Origin of the sequence: Lysinibacillus sp. C5.1 (assembly GCF_016350185.1) — a bacterium.
Lineage (GTDB): Bacteria > Bacillota > Bacilli > Bacillales_A > Planococcaceae > Lysinibacillus > Lysinibacillus sphaericus.
This window is the reverse complement of the sequence record NZ_CP066226.1, coordinates 695,194-717,577: the sequence shown is the minus strand read 5'-3', so window position 1 is coordinate 717,577 and position 22,384 is coordinate 695,194. Positions and strand designations below refer to the sequence as shown.

Here is a 22,384-nt window from a genome sequence, read left to right as displayed (position 1 = left end):
TGTCAAATTAAGTTAACCTAAAAATACAGAAATTTCAGAATAGTTATAGTGTCTGGCACTTCAAGAAAATAAAAGAGCCGTGAAGCAACAACTTCACGGCTTTTATTAAACATTATGCAAAGAAATTCATTGGTCCCATTGGTAGCTTGAATCCTAAGAACATTGTAATGAGTAAAAATACTGCAAATAAAATCCAGAACATTGTTGTTGGCTTTTTTTTCTTTTGACGAACTAACACCATTTCCATCATGCCAATAACGAAAATACCGCCTAAAAATTTAAAGCCATAAAGCATTCCTTGGCCGTAATCCATGCCTTTAATAAATAATGCCCCGCCAGTAATAATAATTAAAATGTAGAATAAACGTAATAACATATGTAAGCCTTTGGACTGCTTACCACTAAGTGCTGCAATTAAAAAGATTACGATGCCGACTACCCAAGTTGTAATGTGCAAATGTGTTTGGTTAGTTAAAAAATCCATTTTTGTCCCACCTCATTTTTTTTCTATCAAACTCTATCCTATCATGCAGTGGTAATGGTTTCAAATATTACAAGTTGTGTTCACAAAATTGAATGAATTTACGTCTAAACGTCATGGATTCCAGACTTTCGAACTTGCTTAATAAAAAAATCTATGACAGCTACCAGTGCTTGATTTAAGGGAGCTTTCTGTTAGTTATTTGCTATTCGTCCACCTTAGAAAAGTGATGAGCTGTGCTGAGTCAATTTAAAAAATCCGCGGAGCTTACACTCACGCGGACTAGCTATATTATTCAAAATGATTAACTAACGTTCCGATACCTTGAATGGATACTTTCACGGTATCACCCGCTTTTAAATATTGCGGAGGATTCATCCCTTTACCAACGCCTGCTGGTGTACCCGTTAAAATCACATCACCTGGCTCTAGCGTTACATGTTGCGATAAAATCGATACGAGCGATTCGACCGTAAACATCATATCTTTCGTTGTACCATTTTGACGTACCTCATCATTTACTTTTGTAACAACTGTTAACTCTTGCGGATTTGGAATTTCATCCTTTGTTACAAGGTATGGTCCTAATGGGCATGTGCCTTCTAGGCTTTTACCTAAGAAAAATTGTTTATGTTTATCTTGAAGATCACGTGCTGTAATATCATTGGCAATTGTGTAGCCAAATACATAGTCAAAGGCTAAGTTTTTCGGAATGTTTTTCCCACGTTTACCAATGACTACTGCAAGTTCCCCTTCATAATCCATTTTTGAAGAAAGATCTGCATGGATTGATAGTGTTTGACCATCAGCCGCAATAGCAGTTGGCGATTTTGTAAATACCATTAAATCGATTGGTGCTGCTTCTGCACCCATTTCTTTTGCATGCTCATCATAGTTTTTGCCAATACACATAATATTTTTTGGTGTGCGCGGAATTGGAGATAACCATTCAATCACTGTAAATTCACGCTTGAAGCTATTCGCACGGTCTGATTTTTCCGCTGCTTCTACTAATTTACGAATTTGTTCAACAAAATCGAAGCCTAAAGCAATGCCATCAACAATTGAACTTGAAAAAGAAGGGAGAACTTGTAATTCGTTTTGAATAGCGAGTACATCCCATACCGCTTCTTCTTTTTTTACTTTTGGTCCAAAACTTACATGTCCACCTAATTTAAATGATAAAATTTTCATGATTTTAAGAGCTCCTTCTTTTTTCTACATGATACAACAATATGATATAAATTACCTTACTTTTACGATAACAATTTTTAATGTTGCTAATTCTCTATTAATTAAGCATGTTAAGCACAAAATTTAGCTTGATTCAGTTTTCGTCTTATATGTTAACTTACGCCAAATTGCCTCTAATGGGCCTTGCTTCCATTTTGTAAGCCAAATTTCTGCAAAAATCATTTGCACGACAATAATACCGATAGCAATTAATACACCTGTAGCTACACTTACTTTCCCATACCAACCTAATCCAAATTGATAAAATATAAATGTGCCAATCATGGATTGCAGTATGTACATCGTTAACGACATGCGTCCAATTTTTGCAAAAGGACTAAGTATTTTTGGTATGACTGGAATCAGACAAAGTAAAACAACAAGGCCAATATAGCCAACTGATAAAATCGGCCCACCGATATAGACCTTTATATAATCAAGTAAATACGTACGTGTAAATAGGATAGGTACACTCTTCAAGAATATACCAAGTGCCAACCCAGCTATCGCAAGTGCTAGCCACAGCCATTTCAGCTCTTTTGAACGTTCTACTAAATGCCATTTGGAGGCAGCTGCACCTATTAGCATATACGGTAATATCGTAAATAATGACGCAATCCACATCCCGATTCCCGCTTGAATAGATAAGTCAGATAAACGCTGTAAAAAGGCATCCATCCAACTACCTGTGCCATAGGCTGTGATTGCCTTTTCCACACCAGTAATATCCAAGTACGTTTCAATCTCCGTATTAAAGTTAATATAACCTACTACAAGCAACATAAAAACATGCATAAATCCATTGATAAGAATACCCGTTACGAATAGCCAGATGGGATGTAAACGTAAAAGCAACAGCAGAAAAACGCCACAGAAGGCATACATCATTAAAATATCTCCCCACCAAATAAGGAGCGCATGCAGCAAACCGAACATAAATAAAACAGTTAACCTTCGGAGTCCTGTTCCATAAAAGTTTTGTTCACGACTTTGAGCTTTTTGCCATTGTAGCGCTAATCCATAACCAAATAATAAGGAAAATAAAGGATAAAAACTACTTTGCACATAAATATCTAAATTTTGTTGCCAAACAATATCTGACGGTGTTGTAAACCATGACGCTAAATCAATGTGTGGCATTGGCAAATAAAAAGCATACATATTGACGACTAGTATACCTAGCAAGCTAATTCCACGTAAAATATCTAATGTTGCGATTCGTTCCTGCAACATCGTCGGTTTCAAATTCACAAAATAGCCTCCTCTTCTTTCTAAGTCGTTAAACTACAATGCGCATCCTTCTGCGCTTTCAGTAAACTTCGAAAAAGCTTACTTTCCACGCAGAAGTTTGCCTATTGTTTTTAACATTGCTGAAAGGAATACTTCATTTTACAGGCAAAGGATAGTGACCCTACGCATAAATCGCCTGCTCAATATCAAATAAGTACAACACTTTCTCATATACTTGTATGTGTAAAATCGACTCAAGTGCCTCGCTATAAACACGTAGTTGCACCCCATAGCGACCTAAAAGTTCCTTCGATAACGCCGGCTCCTCTGCAAATTGCCGCCCAATGCGGTCGGTTTTATAATCGAGTAATATCCAGTGACCGTAGACATCCTCAAACAAGCAATCGACAATCCCTTGCACAATTTGAGCGTCGCCATCCTCATCCACGCGGCTTATCGTAAATGGCATTTCTCTTCGAATTTGCTTCGCATTTTTAAAACGTTGGCCAATATCGGTTGTAAAGAAACGGTAAATTTTCTCACACGGAACAATCTTGCTCTCTGCCTCGGTTAGTAGTTGTTTTACCACTAACTCAGTGACAAATTGCTCCACTTCTTGCACTGTGCTAAAGCCACATTGTGGTACATGCTGCATGACCGTATGAATGGCTGTCCCCATTTCCGCACCTGTAAGCTGCTTATCCTGTAAAAAGGTTGGTCGTGGGGCAATCGTACCCTTATTCTTTTTAGGAGCGGTAAAATAGTATTCTGGCTCCTCTAGACGTTGTAAGCTTTCTAGACGTTTAATTTCACTAACAGATGTTTTCGAACGCTTCTGTGTCGATTTTTGATATGCATATTGAGCTTGGAAGCGAGCTGTAATTTCTGCAAGCAGAGCTGCGTCCTCTGGCGTTGTGAACATCTGTTGCACATCTTCATCTAACGCTTGCGTTTCATACATAAAATGATGTGTTGAAATGGCTCTTACCCACCAATGCGAGAGATCTTGTCTTGCTTTATACGAAGTACTTGTAATAGCTGCAAAATCAGCATGTCTCGCAACAGCTGGCCCAACCCAGTCAAAATAACTATTTGCACGCGCGCGTAAATAATCTTGCAAAGGAGCATCCACAGGCAAGTTTTGCGCGTCCAGCCAGGAATCAAGTGTTTTATCCCAATTTTTTACGGAGCCAATTAAAATAAGTCGTTCCTTTGCACGCGTCATTGCTACGTACAACACCCGCATTTCTTCGGCTCTCATCTCCAGCTCTTTTTTCTCCTTCATCGCTAGAAATGGTAAAGAAGTATAGGTAATCCGATTTTCAGGGTCAATTGCTTTAACTGCAAGCCCATAATCTTGGTCAAATAAATACGGATTGTGGAAGTCCATTTTGTTAAAAGGCCGTCCCATTCCTGCAACAAAAACAACTGGGTACTCTAAACCTTTGGATGAGTGAATTGTTACAAGTCTCACTACATCGTCTTTTTCACCAATCGACTTTGCTGTTCCTAAATCATCCCCACGCGTTCGCATTCTATCTATAAAGCGTAAAAAGCGGAACAACCCTCGAAACGCCGTCTTTTCATACATTAATGCGCGATCGTGTAAAATGCGTAAATTTGCTTGTCGTTGTTTACCATTCGGCATGGCACCAACCATTTCATAATAATGTGTATCCAAGTAAATTTTCCAAATTAAATCCGACAAAGAGCCACGACGTGCTAAATCTCGCCAGTTTTCAAATGCCAACATAAAACGTTGAAGCTTCTCAAATGTTTCGGATTGCACACCATGTCCTTCACTGCGTATAAATTGCCTTAATGCATCATAAAACGGTGTTTTAGTATCTGCTAAACGAATTTTTGCGAGCTCATTTTCTGTTAAGCCAACAAAAGGTGCACGTAATACAGAAGCTAATGGTATATCTTGATATGGATTATCGACAACTTTTAGTGTGTTCAGCATAATCATCACTTCTAAGGCATCGAAATAACCTTTAGATGACTCTGCATAAAGAGGAATGCCTGCCAACTTAAATTCCTCGACCAAATCTGTAGACCACGTCATAGAGCGCATTAAAATGACAATATCACTGTATTTTAAAGGACGTTCTGTTTTTGTTTTCGTATCGTATACCGTTGTTTCCTCTTCCATCAATTGTCGAATGCGATCAATTATAAAACGTGCCTCATATTGTGATTTCTTCAGTTCCTCAAGCTCTGATGCTTCACTTATACTTTCTTCCATTTCTTCATCCGCTGCCTCTTCCTCTGGCGGATGTAAAATTACGAGCTCAACAGGTACCTCTTTCGCATCATACGGCGCTGCTGGCTTCAATGAAGCATTGTCATCATATTGTATTTCACCGACACGTTCATCCATAATTTGTGCAAACACAAAATTGGTTGCGTTTAAAACTTCACTACGACTACGGAAATTGGCATTCAAATCGATGCGCATCCCCGTCGTATCAGGATTTTCTACAAACTCCCCATACTTCCGCATAAAAAGTTTGGGTTCCGCTAAACGGAAGCGATAGATACTTTGTTTTACGTCACCAACCATAAAAAGGTTGCCATCGTGCTCATCGCCTAGCTTGACCAATTGTAAAATGGTTTCCTGTAGCATATTCGTATCTTGGTATTCATCCACCAGCACTTCTTTAAAACGTCTTTGTAAATCTAATGCAACGGGCGATGGCTGTAATTCGCCCTCTACCTCTTCCGTTAAGATTTGCAGGGCATAATGCTCTAAGTCGGAGAAATCGATAATACCTCGCTCTAATTTCGCAAGACGGAATTGCTGGCTAAAAATAGACGTCAAGTCAACTAATGTTGCAATCGTTGGCGCCATCAGTCTAATTTCTTCCAGCAAACGTGCAGGTGTACGAACAAAATAAGTATCTTTTAACTTATTCATTATTTTTTTAGCAGCCTCACGCTTTTTCTTCGCTAGCTCTTGAAGCTCCACATCGACTAAAGCATCCTTGGATACCCGTTTTAATGTCGACCACTTGACTGTTGAAAAATACTCAAATAGCTGTTGCCATGTGCCCTCTTGACTGATACGAATCCCTTCCTGAATCATTGCAAAATCAATTTCAGCGGTTTCAGCATATGGAGCCGGTCCATCTGGCTGAAGCGTTATCGCACGCATTTCAGAAATGAGAACGAATGCTTCTTCAAGGCTATGTTTTACAGTTAACTTTACATATTTAGATAAATCTAAATCATCTATTGTCACATCGTCCGCTAGCTGATAGCTTTCTGGTAAGCTCGTTAACCATTTTTGTGGTTCAGCATGGACACGCGACGTATCATAAAGCTTACTTATTAATGTTTCAATCGCTTGATCATCACGATCGGATGTAAAACTATCGACAAGTTGATAGATTGCATGAATTCGCGCTTCGTCATCTGTATCATAGGCAGATTCTAGCACGTCAGCTAATATATCATCTCGGAGCAAGGCGATTTCTGCCTCATTAGCAATTCGGAAACCTGGGTCTATATCGAGCAAATAAGCATACTGCTTAACAATCGCTAAACAAAAGGAATGCAATGTCGAGATTTGCGCTTTATTGACTAGGCTCAACTGACGTCGCAAATGGCTCGACGTCGGATTTGCTGCAATTGCTTTTTCAAGCGCCTCTGCCATACGATGACGCATTTCAGCTGCGGAAGCATTCGTAAACGTTACGACAAGAAGTTCATCCACATTCATTGGATTTTCTGTTGCCACAACCTTTTCAATCATGCGATTAATCAAGACCGCCGTTTTACCAGAGCCTGCAGCTGCTGAAACAAGTGTATCTTGCCCACTTGCATAAATCGCTTTCCACTGATCATCCGTCCAAGTGACATTCGCTGGTTTGACAGGTATTTGCTGCACCATGTTAGTTCATCTCCTTGCGAATTTTTTCGACAACTTCTACTGGCTTTACTTGCTGTAGCTGACGATAACTTTGTTTGCCATCAGATGGGTCAAATTGGCATACTGCTGCAAATTGACAGTAATCACACGCTGTTTTTGCTTTTAGCTTATAAGGGCTTATAGCCGTATCCCCTGCTAAAATGCCGTTGCCAGCTTCTTGATGCTTACGGCGGACAAAATGCTGGAGATTTTTCATATCATTAACGGGCACGATGCGTGATTGTGATTCAGAAGGGGTACCATCCTTTTTCATATAAACTGGAATAATTTGCGAATGCCCGCTCGCTTCCTCTAGCTGCTCATCCATCGAGTAAATAGCCTCAGGATTTTCAGTTAAAAGTCCCTTCATTTTGTATTGCTTTAACCGATCTTCTTCAATCTCACTGTCACTCAAGTCCTTATCCAGTTTTAACATCGGATTATGGACATGGACATAAAGCACACCAGCAGGCTCTGCATCGCCAGATAACCAATAGGATGCATTCTCCATCGCTACATCTAAATATGTTAGCACCTGCAATGATAGGCCATGATACACTTCATTTAAATCTAAGTCACGAGCAGACGATTTATAATCGACTATTCGTAAATACGAGCGATCATCAATCGATGCACTATCCACACGGTCAATACGACCGCGCATGTACATTTTTTTGCCACCTTGCAAATCAATTTCCAATGGCGGTAGCTGTTCATGCTGCCCTGGCCCGAACGATGCTTCAATAGCAATTGGTTTAAAGTGTGACACATTGGCATGCTGTGTCAGTGCCATCATCGTGCGCTCTACAATGCGAATCAGCTTGCGTTGAATATAACGATAACGTGCACTAGATAATAAAATTTGGTGAGAGAAAACGGGCACAATTTGATCTACTGCCTGTCGTGCAAGTTGTTGAATTTGCTGTTTTGATAAACGAATCCACGACAGTTGTAAACGGTGCGTCTCTTCGGTAATCCATTTCAATGCTTCATGGAACAAATCACCCATTGCAAATGTCTCTAAACGATATTCTGCTCGTTCCTCTAAACGAAGCCCATACGTCGTGAAGTGAGAAAACGGACAACGGAAGTATTTTTCTATACGTGACACACTTGAAGTGAGCTTGCGACCATATAATTCTTGTGTAATATAACCTTCTAGCGGTTCTGCCTCATTTTTATGTGTCATTGGATGCATCAGGCGACGTAAAATTAATGCCCAGTATGGATCTTGTTCATAATATTTTTGTAAAGCAACCCATTCTGGTGCAAGTTCACGACTATGCTCCGCTTGCCTTAATTGCAGCATTAAATGAGCTAACGCTGTACGAGGATGGCGAATATAAGGCAATACATTATCATCAATTAATTCTATCGGATCAATGACAACACGCTCGACGTTTACCCCACTTAAAAGACCTGCCGTTTTTTCATTTCCTATAATTTTCTTTATATATAACGAGGATATTAAAGCTTTCCCCTCTTCATCCGCCGTTGGATAAGTCATATAAAGCTTGTCAGATGGCGTAGTTATTGCACGATACAATAAAAAGTTTTCCTGTAATAGCCGATTTTTAGATGTCGGTGCTAATTCATAGCCAATATGCGTAAACCACTCACGTTCTACATCAGACAATAGACCTTCATAATCCAGACGTGTAGGATAGACGCCATCGTTCATTCCTAGAACAAAGGCGACCTTTATTTGCGATAGGCGCGCTAAATCGACCGTTGCCACCATCACTTCATCTAAAGTTGGAGGAATACGCGCGAATTCTAATGTATCAAAACCTTCATCTAAAATCTTTGCCGCTTCCTGTACCGACATTTCTTGCTCGCCAAACATGTAAACAAACTGATCGAGTACGGCGATCCATTCTTTCCACGCTTGATCATGCTCACTTGCGGCTAACGCCTCCCCTCTATCCAATTCACGATCTTTCATGATTTGAAGCTTGTCATATACTTGTACTTCTTCTACTAGCTCAAATAGCGCTGTTGCCACATCTCTACCCGTTTTCGCCAGTATAAGCTTGTCCTGTAACGCTTTTAATGGTGTGCGAATTTCGTCGCGAATGGCCTCAATTTCTGTCTGCATCGCACGTTCTTCGTCTGTTTGCACACGAGAATGGAATTCAAGCCCGCGATATTTTTTATAAAACCAACGAGATTCGTCAAACCAACGCTCTCCGTAAATTCCTTGCGCTAAACAGTAATTTTCAAGACGGTCAGCACGTTCACGCCAAACACTGTTATCAGCATGTAATGGGAAAAATAAATCTGTTTTCACACTTCTGAAAAGCGGTTCATATTTCCAATTTGAAATAACAACTTCCAATGCAGATCGACTAAATTCAATTAACGGATGGTGAAGCATCGTTTTTTTTGTATTCACAAAAATAGGAATGTCGTATTGCTGAAAAATTGTTGAAATTAGCGGATCGTATACGTCTGCTTGCCTATACAGCAACACTATATCTTGATAACGATAGCCCTCCTGCCTCGTCAGCTTCGTTATTTCCCGGGCAATGGCATGGATTTCAGCCCGACGATTTGAGGCTTCAAAAACTTTCACATCACCTGTGGATTTTTCTGTTTGGGGCACCATATCAGCAAATGTTGCTTCTACATGCTGTAAGTCTTTTGACTGAAATCGATGGGTTTTGATAAAATGCAACGGTGCTTCGACTTCAATGCCATTGTCATATGCTATATCATGCAAGCGTTGACTTGTAGTTGCCGCTTCATTGAATAATGCCTGCTCATCTTTAGCTTCTTCCATATGATCATACGGTAGCACAACCGTTACTTGCTTCGTCACCTTTAGTAATTCTTTTACAAGCTCTAGCTCTCTTACAGTAAAGGCAGTAAAGCCATCTATATAAATTGTTGCCTGTTTCATCGTCTCAGAAAATTTTAAGTGCTCGGTTAAAATCGGGTAATAGCCTTCACTATCGACATAAGTTGTACCGAGTCGAGCTTCTAATGCTTGTAAAACAATGTATAAATCATTGATTTTCGCCTGTAGTGTATGAGGTGCATCAATCGCCTTTAAAGAGGTTGTTACATCACTTAAAACTGAACTGTTCACGCTATAACGGCTAAATTCGCGTAACAACGTTTCAATTTCCTCTGTAAAGCCCCGCTTACCAGCAGCTTGTCGAAATAACGAAAAATCACTCTTCTGCTCTTCTAGCAATTTTCGAATAAGCATTCGATAACCATAGCCATTTACTTCTTGGCGAGCAATACCCCCTGTTTCTTGAAGTACAAGCCAAGCTAAGCGTTTAAACGTCATCACTTGTGCACGTATGAGCCCGTGCAAACCATGTCTATTTGTCAGTTCATATTCAGTTGAATAAGACATTTGGTCAGGGACAATGATAAAAATAGGGTGACCTAATGGATCGGTATTTAATTGTTCGACTATTTCTCTATGAATATAAGCCGATTTTCCGGTACCTGCACGTCCTGATACAATTCGTAATGTCATTCATGCTTCCCCCTATTCATTAAAAAATTATATTCTATCTTCAGAAACTTGTAGTGAGCGTTCCCTAGTAATCGCCAATATAAAACGACTAAAGAAATGAAATAAAAAGACCCTCCTACCATTTTACATGATACAAGGGACCGCATGTGCAGATTCAGCCTAGAAGATTATTCATTTTTCGTCATTTTTCGCCCACGTTTCAAATCTCTTTCTACACGAGCATTCAATCGCTTCTCCATTAGCTTGCCAATCCACCATAGTAAGACGATAGCTACACCCGCACTAATTAGTCGTACCGGACTCGTGATAAGCGATTTTAAATCATAGCCCAATACACTCATGCCAAAAATCATGACGAATTTTCCGGCTAATAAAACAATTAGATAGTATTTTTTATGAATATGTGATAAGCCCGCTACTATATTCACTATTACAGAAGGCGTAAACGGAAAGCATAGTAAGACAAACAATGGGCTAATACCATTCATATCCACCCATTTAATAAACTTTTGTACCTTTTTACTGCCTGTTACAAAACGGAGCTTCGGATGCTTTCCAAAGTGACGTACAAGCAAAAAAACAGCATATGAACCAGCTACTGAACCTAGCCACGATAACAAAAACCCTATCCATAACCCAAATGCACTCGCATTCGCCACGACGAACACAACCAATGGTAAAAAAGGTAAAAACGCTTCTAAAAAGGGCAGTAATATCCCCATTATTGGTCCAAGTGTTCGATATTGTGCCGCAATATGTTCCATATTTTCTACAGTAAACCATTCATTCACTATTGCCACCTCTATTTATATTGCAAGATTACATGTAAAACCGTAAGTTCTTCTGATATATTTTGATATTCATGTGCTTGATGTCCCGAAAATACCAATGTTTCCCCTTCGGTTATCGTTTCATGCATAACCCCAGCCGAAATAACAGCTTGTCCATGAATCACTGTTACCGTTTCTTCTACCCCTTCTGTATGGGCTTCACTCCTACTCCTTGCACCAGGCTCCATTTCCACTTTATAAAATTCCCAACCTCGTTCAGGATCATAAGGAATAATGGAATAGACCCGATAACGCCCTTCGTCTTCATCGACATGTGGTGCATTTTTACTGCTAAATTTCATAAAATGGGCAATCGGCGGCTGTAAAAGTGATGAAAAAGAGATGCGTAAACCTGCGGCTATTTTCCAAATCGTTGAAACAGTAGGATTCGCTTCACCTTTTTCAATTTGGGCAAGCTGTGCCTTACTAACCCCCGTTGCTTTCGCTACATCATCTAAACTTACACTGCGTTGTTGCCGTATTTTCTTTAATTGGAAAGCTAAATTTCGACTCATTTGTTCCATTACGACTCACCATTTCCTGTTGTTTATTTTATCAGACATATGTATACTTTAATAAACATGTGTGAATGTTCTAACTATTCTATTTTAAGTATACATGGAAACTTTTTTGAAAGGATGACCTTTTTATGACAAGCACAACAGATCTTCATAATGAACCAACAACTGCTTCCGAAGATAGCTTTATACAAGGAGTTAAAGATTGTGTACCTACTTTACTCGGTTATATTAGTATAGGACTGGCATTCGGGGTTGTAGGTTCCGCTTCTGGCCTATCTTTAGTAGAAATTGCATTACTAACAATACTCGTTTATGCAGGCTCTGCACAATTTATTTTTTGTGCACTCTTGTTAACAAGCAGTCCTACCTCTGCTATCATTGTAACCATTTTTGTCGTAAATCTACGTCACTTATTAATGAGTTTAACATTAGCTCCACATTTTACGCGTTATTCGATGCTTCGGAATGTTGGATTCGGTACATTATTAACAGACGAAACGTTTGGTGTGGCCGTAACCAAACAAATGCAAAACGGTAAATTATATGGTCGTTGGATGGATGGTCTAAATATAACAGCGTATGCATTTTGGATTCTATCTTGTATTGCAGGTGCCTTTCTAGGACAATGGGTGGCTAATCCTGAAAAGTGGGGCTTAGACTTTGCACTAATTGCCATGTTTATTGCTCTACTTGTGCTACAACTTAGTAGCGTGGGCAAACATAAAATTATGCATTACCTGATGTTAATTGGCTATATGGTTGTAATTATGTATGGCTTATCATACGTCGTTCCTTCGCATCTAGCAGTGCTTCTTGCTACTGTTATCGTCGCAACGATTGGGGTGGTGACAGATAAATGACGACAACAGCTTCGATGGTGTGGCTAATCATTGGTTGTGCACTAGTGACTTGGTTACCACGCATTATTCCATTTATGTTCGTACGTAGTGTGAAACTACCAGATGTTGTTTTAAAATGGCTAAGCTTCATTCCTGTTTGTATTCTCAGTGCGCTTGTCATTGAAAATTTATTGGATACTGAAAGCAAAAATTTCGTTACATTGGATTGGCCTGTCTTTATTACATTTGTGCCTACCCTTATCATTGCACTTGTCACAAAAAGCTTATCAATTACAGTTGTAGCAGGTGTTATTATCATGGCCTCCGTCAGATTCTTCATGTAAAGAAACTGTTATATGTGTACCTTTTCACTATAAAAAACCCGCTTAGACGCTTGCGAAAATAGCACAAGATGTAAGACGAAACCATCCACTTTAGGAAAGTTACGTCTTACACAGTGCCCGCAAAATCGGAGCGGATTTTAATAGTGAAGGCAGCAACACAGCCCTCCTTATTTTTTGTGCATTTTGCTCGCTAGCCAAAAGCCAAGCGTTAACGAAAAAGCATCAACAACAAAAATAATAGGTGGGGAAGTATAACCTGCATATACTGAAGCGGCAATAAGTGCAATAGCCAAACTTAACGCTACATAGCGGTTATACGTAATACGAGTAAACAATAACACGAGTAATGCTGGTAAAAATAATGCTAGCATCATTTTCCCATATAAATCGATCATAGTTCTTTCGGCTCCGCCAACAATAAACCAATTCGATAATGGTCATTGCTGTAAATAACATGCTGCGTTAGGCGAATTTCATTATTCCGATCCAATACCTCTAAACGGCAATGTGCAGCATTTAATTGTAAAGCTTCATATAATTCAACCTCTGTTGTAATCGTGCGTCCGTTTACTTTACGAATACATTCCCCTGCGAGTAAGCCCATTTTTTCTGCTGGTGAATCAGGCAGCACAGCAGCGATTACCGCACCCTTAGTGCTTGGTGCAACCGCATATGACTCTGTCTTATCTTGCCAAGCATAATAAACTGCCATAATAATCCGAATTAATACCCCTAACGCTAACGTTATAAAGCCAATTAACGGTTCAAAATATGATGCAAGTCCACCTACTACAATCAGCTGTCCTAATAATAAGACAGAGCGTCCTATTTTCGGCAACTGAACAACAGGCAGTTCTTTCCTTAACAATTTTGAAAATCCGATAACGACTGGGAATAATACGAGTGCAAAGTGACTATCGCCCAATGTAAATTGCGGCCAATAAGGCAATGCCGATGGAATACTATTACCTGGTATGATAAAAAATATAGGTAACACCCAAACATTTCTTGAGCGATATACGATAGCTTGCATTCCGCGCTTCGTATTTTCGATTCTAGGCGTTATCACTTGTTTCGCAGTACGACGAATTAACATACCTTCCACTACTACACTTAGACCTGTTAAAATCGTAATTGTCACAATAGCCCCTTCTAATAAATCGATGCCTTCCAACGAAATCTTCCACCAGGAGAACGACCAGTTGTACTGGTACATCGCCCATAATGCTAACGTTGCCATTGCCATTGTGTAGATGGGTGACAATACATTGATGAAAAACAACAAGAGACCAAGGAAAGATATAGCGCTTAAAATCAATAAGTATGCTTTGGGTACTGTCAGCCCGACACCAAGACTTATTAGTGAAATAACTAAGGCATAAGGCCATCCTCGTTTCCATTGCCCTATCAGCTCGGTCCAACCCCAAATAATACGTCTGTTAAAAAATTTACGCTCTTGCTTTACACGTCTATACCCTATAAAGATAGCAACTACTATTGCAATATAAACTACTGGGTTCAGTAAAAAGCGGCCAATCGCTGTTACAATTTCTATTAATATATTACTAACCATACGAACACCCGCCGTTTCTATCATGAATACTATGCATTCATTGTATCAAACGACTACTGTCTTGCGTAGTAGTAACTGGTAGAAAGCTTGGTATTTCCCATCATTTTTATTAGTTTGAGTATTTCTATTGTTCGATATTGTGCAGTAGGAAGCTCGTCGCCATTTGGAATTGTAAGTCATTTTGGCGATCTTCTTTATAAGCCTTTAACGTGCCATTTAAACTATTGAAAAAGGTAGAATCGACATACATATCATTATCAGGCTGCGCTAATTTTTGTTGTTCGCGATAGAGCTTTACTGCCTCTTGTGTAGTCTCATCTAAGTAACCATCTAATCGGTCAATCTGATAACCTAGCTTTTGCAAGGCTTTTTGCGTATAAGCAATTTCTTCGCTCATATCACCTACTTTGAATTGTCCTGTTAACGGATGCAATTGGAATGCAAATAATTCATTTTGTTCAATCACTAATCCAGCTTCAATTCCTTTCCCATGGATCCATTCACGTTTTGGCGTCAGCCATTTATTTGTTGATAGCTTCAGTTCTCCCCCATTGGCTAGAGACCAAGATTCCTGTACTGTGCCTTTACCAAAGCTTTTAACGCCGACAATGGAAGCACGATTCCAGCCCTTTAACGCACCACTCAGCACTTCACTAGCAGAAGCACTACCGCCATTTTGAATAATGACAATCGGAATTTTATTCATCGTACTTAAATAATTTTCATCAAAGCTTTTCGATTCAGTTTTTAATGGTTCCATGGCACCCTCTGCATTTTGCATATAGGCAAATACTTTGCCATTTTCCAATAGTGTACTTAGTAGCGCTGCGACGCTATGTAAATAGCCTCCAGGATTATCACGAACATCAACAACGAGCCCTTCTATATCTTTGCGTAGTAATTTACTCGTTTCTGTCACCCATTCATTTGCTGTCTTCTCTCCAAATAACGAGATTTGAATATAGCCTATTGGCGTATCCTCAATCTTTACTACCTCACTCGTTACTGTTTTATTGGAAATCGCAGCCCGTTCCATCGTCATTTTAATATGTTTATCCTCGCTAGGACGATAGACAACAATTGTAATCTTTGATCCTTTTTCTCCTTGAATCAAATGCATTAATTCACTCATTGTTTTGCCATCTACTTTTACCCCATCAACTTGTACAATTTCATCAAGAGAGCGCATCCCAGCCTTTTCTGCTGGCGACGAACGAACAGGTGATACGACAATGAACTTCCCTTTGTTTTCTGTCAGTTCAATACCAATACCAACACGTTCTTCTGCTAGCATTTGTCGATGTTGCTCGGCTTCTTCCTTCGTGTAATAAGTACTATACGGGTCCTTAATAGCATCAGCCATGCCGCGTAGAGCCCCTTCTACTAATTCTTCCTTTTTAGTACTATACACAGATTTTTTTTCGATTAATTGTAATGCTTCATTAATCGAATCAACCTCAGTCACTTGCACTTTTTTCTCTGCTCCATCTCCATCAAACCAGTCAAAATAAAATCCACTACCTATCAATAAACTGCTGACAAGTACGCCGACTCCTGCCGTAATTTTGCGCAAACCTTCCCTCCTCTGTCTCTTTACTGTATGAATTATATTTTTCAAACATACAAAATAATGTTTTGGTTTTCAGAATTGTTTAGGTGTCTGGCACTAATTGTTTGGGTGTCTGGCACCCAAACAATAAAAAAACACGAAGATTTCAACGGTCACAACGGAAGCCGCAGAATTCTTCGTGGATTTTACTTAGCTATTTTGAATAATCTTCTGACAAAATTCAGAATTGTTTGGGTATCTGGCACGCACATACTTAATCTAATGCATTTACAGTGTTTTTTAACATCTCTAAATTCATTGGACCCTCTATCGCTTGCTGAATGGTGCCTGTTGAATCAATAAAATACGTTGTAGGAATCGTAATGACTTGATATTCTGAACCAGCTGCATTTTCAGGGTCCAGTAAAATAGGAAATGTTAGTTCAAAGCCATCTCTAAATGTCATGACTGTATCAATTTTAGCATCGGCTGTGACATCTCGTTCAGCTGATGTTAAGTTGACAGCTAATATTTCAACATTATCTTCCTTGGCATATTGGTCGTAATAATTTTGCATATGCGGCATTTCAGCTTTACAAGGTGGACACCATGTTGCCCAAAAATTGAGTACAACTTTTTTTCCACGCAATTCACTTAACGTCACTTCTTCACCATCTAAGTTTGTTAATGTGAAATCTGGCGGTATATCACCTTTATTTAATCCGACTGTCCGTTCTTCTACTTCTTTACCGAGGGATGCAGATTCAATTTCACGTTCTTTATCAATTTGCTGTTTAACATATGTACCAATCATCGCAACTATTAACAACACGACAATAAGTAACCCAATATTTTTTTTCATTCTTTTCCTCCTATTCGTTGAATTCCTATACCTAATAGAAGTAGTAGGAAGCTTACCCCAACAGCCGTTTGCCAAAAACCAAGTGGCTGTAATGCAGCTACGATACAATAGCCAACGGTATACAGGAATAACGCTGTCTTCGTTGTTGGTACTTTCCATAATATGAAAATCGTTAGCACGCTTAGCACTACTAAAGTGATGAGTTCGCTTTGAAGTGGATTGTCATTCAATAATACCACGAACCATTGATAAATGGATTGCGTTAACATAATTGCCCAACCACACGCCATTATGCCCTCAGTGTCAAACTGTAGCTGTTGACGCTTCCGCCAAAATTGTAACAGTATAGCAGCTACCCCTAGTAACACTCCAACTGTTCCTCCATTAAAGTAAAGAAGCGCTAGCGGTTGATTAATGACCGATTGGAAGTCCGTAATAATAAGGCTAAATTTCCAAACGAGTATAAAAGTAAAGATGGCATCTCCATATACCCCTGACCATATTTTCGGGAATTGTATTCGCAAAACAAGCCATACGATGAAAAACGCTAGTAATAAAGCAACAGCTGTTGCTGGTAATGTTAATGCACGAATTGAAAACCACTCAGTATTAATCACCTAAACAAATCCTCCATCAATATAGATACTTTTAGCATAGCATAGATGCTTTTACGAAAACTGTTATTTCACACTGTGTTCAAAAAAACTACTAATGGATATATAGAATGCAATTTTATTAGTACTTTTTAAAATACCCCATATCGTATTTTATTGCAATGAACAGATGAAATTCCGTCCACTTTTTTCGAACAAGTTGACGCAAATAAAAAAAGAGAGCCGCCTTAAACATAAGACGACTCTGTAAATTCTTTATTATAATGGAATATATTTTAGTGGATTCACACTACCAACTGCTTGTCCTTGCCAAGAGCCGATATGAATTTCAAAATGCAAGTGCGGTCCAGTAGAACGACCTGTACTACCCATTGCTGCAATTTGCTGTCCTTGGTTCACTACATCCCCTACACTAACGTTAAAGGCACTAAGATGTGCATAAACCGTTGTATAAATTTGTCCATTGATAGAGTGTGTTAAAATAACAACATTTCCATAAGAACTTAGTGGTGCTGCATAGGATACAACTCCGTCAGCAGATGCCCAAATTGGTGTACCTGTTTTGTTGGCAAGGTCAACACCATAATGGAATTCTGGACCGGCTCCAAGGTTACGCCAGCCGTACGGTGATGTTAAACGACCATTTGTCGGCTTAATCCAAGTACCTTCTGATGCTGGTGCATTCACCGTAGAACCAGAGCTTGAACCCGAGTTCCCAGCCGCCGCAGCAGCTGCCGCTGCAGCTTTACGTTTTGCCTCTTGTTGACGGGCAATTTCCGCTAAACGGTTTTGCTCGGAAATGATTTTTTGCTGTAATTCTGCACTAATTTCCAGTGCCTCTGAATACTCTTTTTCAAGTAATACTTTTTCAGACTTTAGTTTCTCTTGTTCTTTTTCTAGCTGATCAACTAATGTGTTTTTCTCTTTTTTCTGTCCATCTAATGATGCTTTTAAACCTTCTAGCTTTGCTTTCTGTTCTTCAAGCTTTTGGCGTTTGCCTTCTAGAACTTGTTTTTGCTCTTCTAAAGTTTGCTTATCTTGTTTTTGATCGCGAATAATTTGACGATCTGCTTCAAGTAATGAATTGACAGCAGAGAAACGATCGATAAAGTCTACGAAACTATTTGAACCGAGTAGTACATCTAAGTAGCTAACTGAGCCCCCAGCTTGAATTGCTCGTGCACGATCTTGTAACAATAAATCACGCTCTTCAATTTTGCGAAGAAGTTCTTCGATAGTTCCTTCTAATGCTTTTATCTCATCATTTGTAGCATTTATTTCAGCCAATATATTTTTAATATCACTATTTGTTTTGTCAATTTCAGCATTTAACGCTTGAATTTGATCTAATAGTTTTTGTTGCTTTTCTTTATTTTCATTAATGGCGTTTTCTTTACCACTAATAGAAGAATTCAATTGATTTTTCTTTGTTTCTACTTGATTTTTCTCTTCTTTTAAATCCGATAAACTATTTGCATACGCTGATGGAGTTTGGATAAAAAGAAGTAGTGCAGTTGTTGCCGCAAATGCTTTTATAGAGTTTTTCGCTATACTTTTCATCTAATGGACTCCCCTTCGATATTTAATTCCCATAAACTTTGCCGTTTTAAAAGCCTTTAAATTGTGGTGCAAATTTAGCTAAGTTTACGCGTCGGCAGAATCTGCTTTTGAAATCTGTGACATTCTTTGGCACCGTTACTACCTGATTTGGCCCTACAAAACGAATGACTATTGCCACAAAGCAAGTTAAATTTTTAAAAACTTACGTACAGACATGAAACTTCCCCATATACCAATTAACACACCAATAAGAAGTATCAGAGCGCTCACTTGGTAAACAAGTGGTGAGAAATCTAATAGTTGCACGAGCTCACCTTGTAAACGAGGTGCAATAATTTTATAAACATTGTGGTAAAGTGTTGCGACAACCGCAATCGGAATAATAGAGCCTAAAATTCCAAGCCACATACCTTCTAAAAGGAATGGAATACGCACGAATGAATTTGTTGCCCCTACTAGTTTCATAATTTCTATTTCATCACGACGAGCGATAATCGTAATACGAATCGTATTAGAGATTAAGAAAATCGCAGTGAATAATAACCCTAAAATCAGCACAAGCCCCACATTACGACTAATATTTAGGAAGTTGAAAAGTTTTTCTACTTTACCTTCGCCGTACTTAACATCGTATGTATATTCATACTTATTAATTGTCTTTGCAACTTTTGCTGTTTGTTGTGGATCTGCCGCCTTTACATAAATGACATTTCGTAACGGGTTACTTTGCTCAAAAAGCTTAAAGTCATCCCCAAAATCTTTTACTAACTTTGTTAATTCATCCTCTTTTGTGGAATATGTCATTTCCGCAACATCTGGCAATTTTTTAATCTTTGCTAATAACGCTTTTTCAGCAGCTTCATCTGCCGTTTCGTCGATTAACACTTTTATTTCAACGTCGTTCTCTAAATCAGATGCAACTTTGTTTAAGTTCATCATAATGAGTGAGAATACACCTACTAATATTAAAGTCACCGTAACTGCGCTGACAGAAGCAATTGTCATCCAGCTATTACGTCCAAGTGATTTAATACTTTCTCGAAAATGGCGTTTTACCGTATTAAATTTCATAGCCGTAGTCACCTCCGTGCTCATCACGGACAATCATACCGCCTTCAATCGCTATAACCCGTCGACGAATAGTGTTCACTATTTCACGGTTATGGGTTGCCATTACGATTGTTGTACCCCGTGCATTAATCTCTTCAAATAAATTCATAATCTCCCAAGATGTCTCTGGATCTAGATTTCCTGTTGGTTCATCTGCAATCACAACTTTTGGTACATTGACGATGGAACGTGCAATGGAGACACGTTGCTGCTCACCACCAGAAAGTTCATTTGGGAACATTCTTGCTTTATGTTTTAAGCCAACAAGTTCTAAAACTTCCATAACCCGTCGACGAATTTCTACGGGCTCCTCTTCAATTACCTCTAGAGCAAATGCTACGTTCTCATAGACGTTCAACCTTGGTAATAATTTGAAATCTTGGAAAACAACACCAAGTTGACGACGCAAAAAAGGTACCTTTTTATTTTTCAAACTGCCCAAATCAATACCATTAACAGTAATTTCACCTGAAGTTGCTTTTTCCTCGCGGTACATTAACTTGATAAATGTCGATTTACCTGCACCACTTGGACCAACAACATAGACAAACTCACCTTGTTTTATATTAACCGAAATGCCATTTGTCGCAACTACACCATTCGGGTACTTCTTTGTCACATTTTTCATTTCTATCATAATTTTTTAAACCACCTAAACCTCTTATATATGTAAGATGTATTCCTTTTTCTATTATAGCACTCAATCTATGATTTTTTATTACAGTTTTATTTCATTCGTTGGAATATTCTCCTAGTTAATTAATATTTTTTGGAATATTTTATATAAATCTATCAAACACCAACAAAATAAAACAGGAATCGATGGAAAGTTCTAGTCGATTCCTGTTCATTGCTTCATTTGAAAATACAAAAGAGCATTCAAGCTGTTTCATCTCTTTGCTTGAATGCTCCTTATTTTACATTTCTTGCTCGTCAGTCGTTGTATAACGTACTAAAACTGCACCTGTTTTCGACTCGCCTTCAATAAATAGACGGTTGGCATCTTCCACTTCTTTATCAAAACGGACTACTTTAGATAAAAATTGATCTTGTGTCTCAATTTTCGACGCATCTTGAATACCGACATCTACTTTACCAAAATTCGTTACAATTTTACCGCTTAACGACATTGTACGTGGTACATATATTTCTACAGCACCTGCAACAGTATGTGCTTTAATTTTTGAAGATTTACTAGAGCATGTTGTCACTACAACATGTCCATTTATAGATTTTGCTTCTACTTCATCTAATGCACCATCTAAATATACGCGCCCATTCAAAGTTTCAGCTTCTAAATCTTTACCACGAACATCCGTTAGTTCGATGGAGCCATTCGATGAATCCACTTCCGCCTTCGTAAATACTAGCTTCGAGCCCTTAATTGCACCATTCAATGTTTTCAGCTTTAATTGCTCCAGCTCGATATTTTGTAAAGTTACGCCACCATTCATTAAACGGACAGATAATTTATCTAATTTTTCCTTTGGTGCAAGTACTTGTACATTTACTTGTACTAGCTTTAATTGACTTAAAATTCGTAGTGAGTCTTCTTCATTTTTCACAACAAATTGCTCCAAGAAATGATTACGTGTTTCTTCCTCACTATCATTCACTAGAGGTGCTTTGACCTTACAAATAATTTGGAAAGTATCACCTTCACACGGTTCTAATGAAAAATTACCATTCGGTAGCTCAACCATAATATTTTCTATATGCGCTGCTGCAAGTTCTTCGGTATGAGTAAATTCAAACTTATCTCCAAATGGTGAAGAAACATCGAATTCTTTTACTTTTTTTACTGCCGTATTCATCATATCCATAAAGAGTGAGCCAATTTGTGTTAAATCTTTACGAAAATCATGGATTTCATCTTGGAAATGCTTTGTGAAATCTGCCTCTTTCTTTTTTTGTTCTTCTTTAAAGATTGGTTCTTTTTCTGCTGAGGATTGCTGATCAGTATTCGACGTATCGTTCATACTGCTATCAGTGGACTTGCTAGGTTGCTCTAATGCTTCTAATAATGTAATCGCCTCTTGCGCTGAAATAGTTCCTTTTTCCACAAGTTCTAAAATTCGTTGACGTTCATTTTGCATAATGGTATAGCCTCCCACAGATTGTTATATTTATTTATACGTCTCCATATGTGAAAAGTTTCACTGAAAAAAGAAAAAGCATGCACTGTCATACAGTAAAAAAGTTTTCATGCATGCTATCTAGATGTTTTTTTGA

Annotated in this window: 18 protein-coding genes; 2 read left to right on the top strand and 16 right to left on the bottom strand. The window is 38.6% G+C overall.

Annotation, left to right across the window (positions count from 1 at the left end; translation table 11 throughout):
• Positions 1 to 112: 112 nt before the first annotated feature.
• The 7 genes from I5435_RS03210 to I5435_RS03180 all read right to left on the bottom strand — a co-directional run bounded on the left by I5435_RS03210 (position 113) and on the right by I5435_RS03180 (position 11,704).
• Positions 113 to 484 carry a YisL family protein gene (locus I5435_RS03210; RefSeq protein ID WP_108029437.1) on the bottom strand — a complete coding sequence of 124 codons (372 nt, stop codon included), beginning with the start codon at positions 482 to 484 and terminating at the stop codon, positions 113 to 115.
• A gap of 288 nt (positions 485 to 772) precedes the next feature.
• Positions 773 to 1,675, bottom strand: a complete 903-nt coding sequence (locus I5435_RS03205; protein ID WP_024362513.1) for a fumarylacetoacetate hydrolase family protein — start codon at positions 1,673 to 1,675, stop codon at positions 773 to 775.
• Positions 1,676 to 1,798: 123 nt separating this feature from the next.
• Positions 1,799 to 2,965, bottom strand: a complete 1,167-nt coding sequence (locus I5435_RS03200) for a DUF418 domain-containing protein (RefSeq protein ID WP_024362512.1) — start codon at positions 2,963 to 2,965, stop codon at positions 1,799 to 1,801.
• A gap of 160 nt (positions 2,966 to 3,125) precedes the next feature.
• On the bottom strand, positions 3,126 to 6,839 hold the full coding sequence (gene addA, locus I5435_RS03195) for a helicase-exonuclease AddAB subunit AddA (RefSeq protein ID WP_337983249.1): 3,714 nt from the start codon (positions 6,837 to 6,839) through the stop codon (positions 3,126 to 3,128).
• A gap of 1 nt (position 6,840) precedes the next feature.
• Positions 6,841 to 10,350, bottom strand: a complete 3,510-nt coding sequence (gene addB, locus I5435_RS03190) for a helicase-exonuclease AddAB subunit AddB (protein WP_337983248.1) — start codon at positions 10,348 to 10,350, stop codon at positions 6,841 to 6,843.
• Between the two features lie 167 nt (positions 10,351 to 10,517).
• A complete protein-coding gene (locus tag I5435_RS03185) occupies positions 10,518 to 11,141 on the bottom strand; it encodes a TVP38/TMEM64 family protein (protein WP_029747216.1) in 624 nt (207 codons plus the stop codon).
• Positions 11,142 to 11,152: 11 nt separating this feature from the next.
• On the bottom strand, positions 11,153 to 11,704 hold the full coding sequence (locus I5435_RS03180; protein ID WP_024362509.1) for a helix-turn-helix domain-containing protein: 552 nt from the start codon (positions 11,702 to 11,704) through the stop codon (positions 11,153 to 11,155).
• Between the two features lie 125 nt (positions 11,705 to 11,829).
• Here I5435_RS03180 and I5435_RS03175 point away from each other — a divergent pair, with 125 nt between their 5' ends.
• Together I5435_RS03175 and I5435_RS03170 are read left to right on the top strand one after the other, a co-directional pair.
• Entirely contained in the window at positions 11,830 to 12,561 is a 732-nt protein-coding gene (locus tag I5435_RS03175) for an AzlC family ABC transporter permease (protein WP_025218664.1), read from the top strand.
• A complete protein-coding gene (locus I5435_RS03170; protein WP_024362507.1) occupies positions 12,558 to 12,884 on the top strand; it encodes an AzlD domain-containing protein in 327 nt (108 codons plus the stop codon). The genes I5435_RS03175 and I5435_RS03170 overlap by 4 nt, the downstream gene beginning before the upstream one ends.
• A gap of 167 nt (positions 12,885 to 13,051) precedes the next feature.
• On the opposite strand, the gene I5435_RS03165 is transcribed toward I5435_RS03170, so the two are convergent.
• From I5435_RS03165 to I5435_RS03125, 9 genes are all read right to left on the bottom strand, one after another.
• Complete coding sequence (locus tag I5435_RS03165; RefSeq protein WP_024362506.1) at positions 13,052 to 13,276, bottom strand: DUF2198 family protein; 225 nt, start codon at positions 13,274 to 13,276, stop codon at positions 13,052 to 13,054.
• Positions 13,276 to 14,481: a PDZ domain-containing protein gene (locus I5435_RS03160; RefSeq protein WP_337983247.1), complete on the bottom strand. Its 1,206-nt coding sequence runs from the start codon at positions 14,479 to 14,481 to the stop codon at positions 13,276 to 13,278. The genes I5435_RS03165 and I5435_RS03160 overlap by 1 nt, the downstream gene beginning before the upstream one ends.
• A gap of 100 nt (positions 14,482 to 14,581) precedes the next feature.
• Entirely contained in the window at positions 14,582 to 16,030 is a 1,449-nt protein-coding gene (locus tag I5435_RS03155; RefSeq protein ID WP_024362504.1) for a S41 family peptidase, read from the bottom strand.
• Positions 16,031 to 16,280: 250 nt separating this feature from the next.
• The gene (locus I5435_RS03150; protein WP_025218662.1) at positions 16,281 to 16,868 is read right to left on the bottom strand and encodes a peroxiredoxin family protein; all 588 of its coding nucleotides are present in this window, start codon (positions 16,866 to 16,868) and stop codon (positions 16,281 to 16,283) included.
• Positions 16,865 to 17,485 (bottom strand): hypothetical protein, encoded by a 621-nt coding sequence (locus I5435_RS03145; RefSeq protein ID WP_025218661.1) that lies wholly within the window; start codon positions 17,483 to 17,485, stop codon positions 16,865 to 16,867. Before I5435_RS03145 ends, I5435_RS03150 begins: the two co-directional genes overlap by 4 nt.
• Before the next feature lie 255 nt (positions 17,486 to 17,740).
• Positions 17,741 to 19,042, bottom strand: coding sequence for a murein hydrolase activator EnvC family protein (locus I5435_RS03140; protein ID WP_108029433.1), 1,302 nt, complete (start codon positions 19,040 to 19,042; stop codon positions 17,741 to 17,743).
• A 186-nt stretch (positions 19,043 to 19,228) separates the two neighbouring features.
• On the bottom strand, positions 19,229 to 20,113 hold the full coding sequence (ftsX, locus tag I5435_RS03135) for a permease-like cell division protein FtsX (RefSeq protein WP_108029432.1): 885 nt from the start codon (positions 20,111 to 20,113) through the stop codon (positions 19,229 to 19,231).
• Positions 20,103 to 20,789, bottom strand: coding sequence for a cell division ATP-binding protein FtsE (ftsE, locus tag I5435_RS03130; protein WP_024362499.1), 687 nt, complete (start codon positions 20,787 to 20,789; stop codon positions 20,103 to 20,105). Before ftsE ends, ftsX begins: the two co-directional genes overlap by 11 nt.
• A 280-nt stretch (positions 20,790 to 21,069) precedes the next feature.
• Positions 21,070 to 22,248 carry a DUF4097 family beta strand repeat-containing protein gene (locus tag I5435_RS03125; RefSeq protein ID WP_229388612.1) on the bottom strand — a complete coding sequence of 393 codons (1,179 nt, stop codon included), beginning with the start codon at positions 22,246 to 22,248 and terminating at the stop codon, positions 21,070 to 21,072.
• Positions 22,249 to 22,384: the final 136 nt, after the last annotated feature.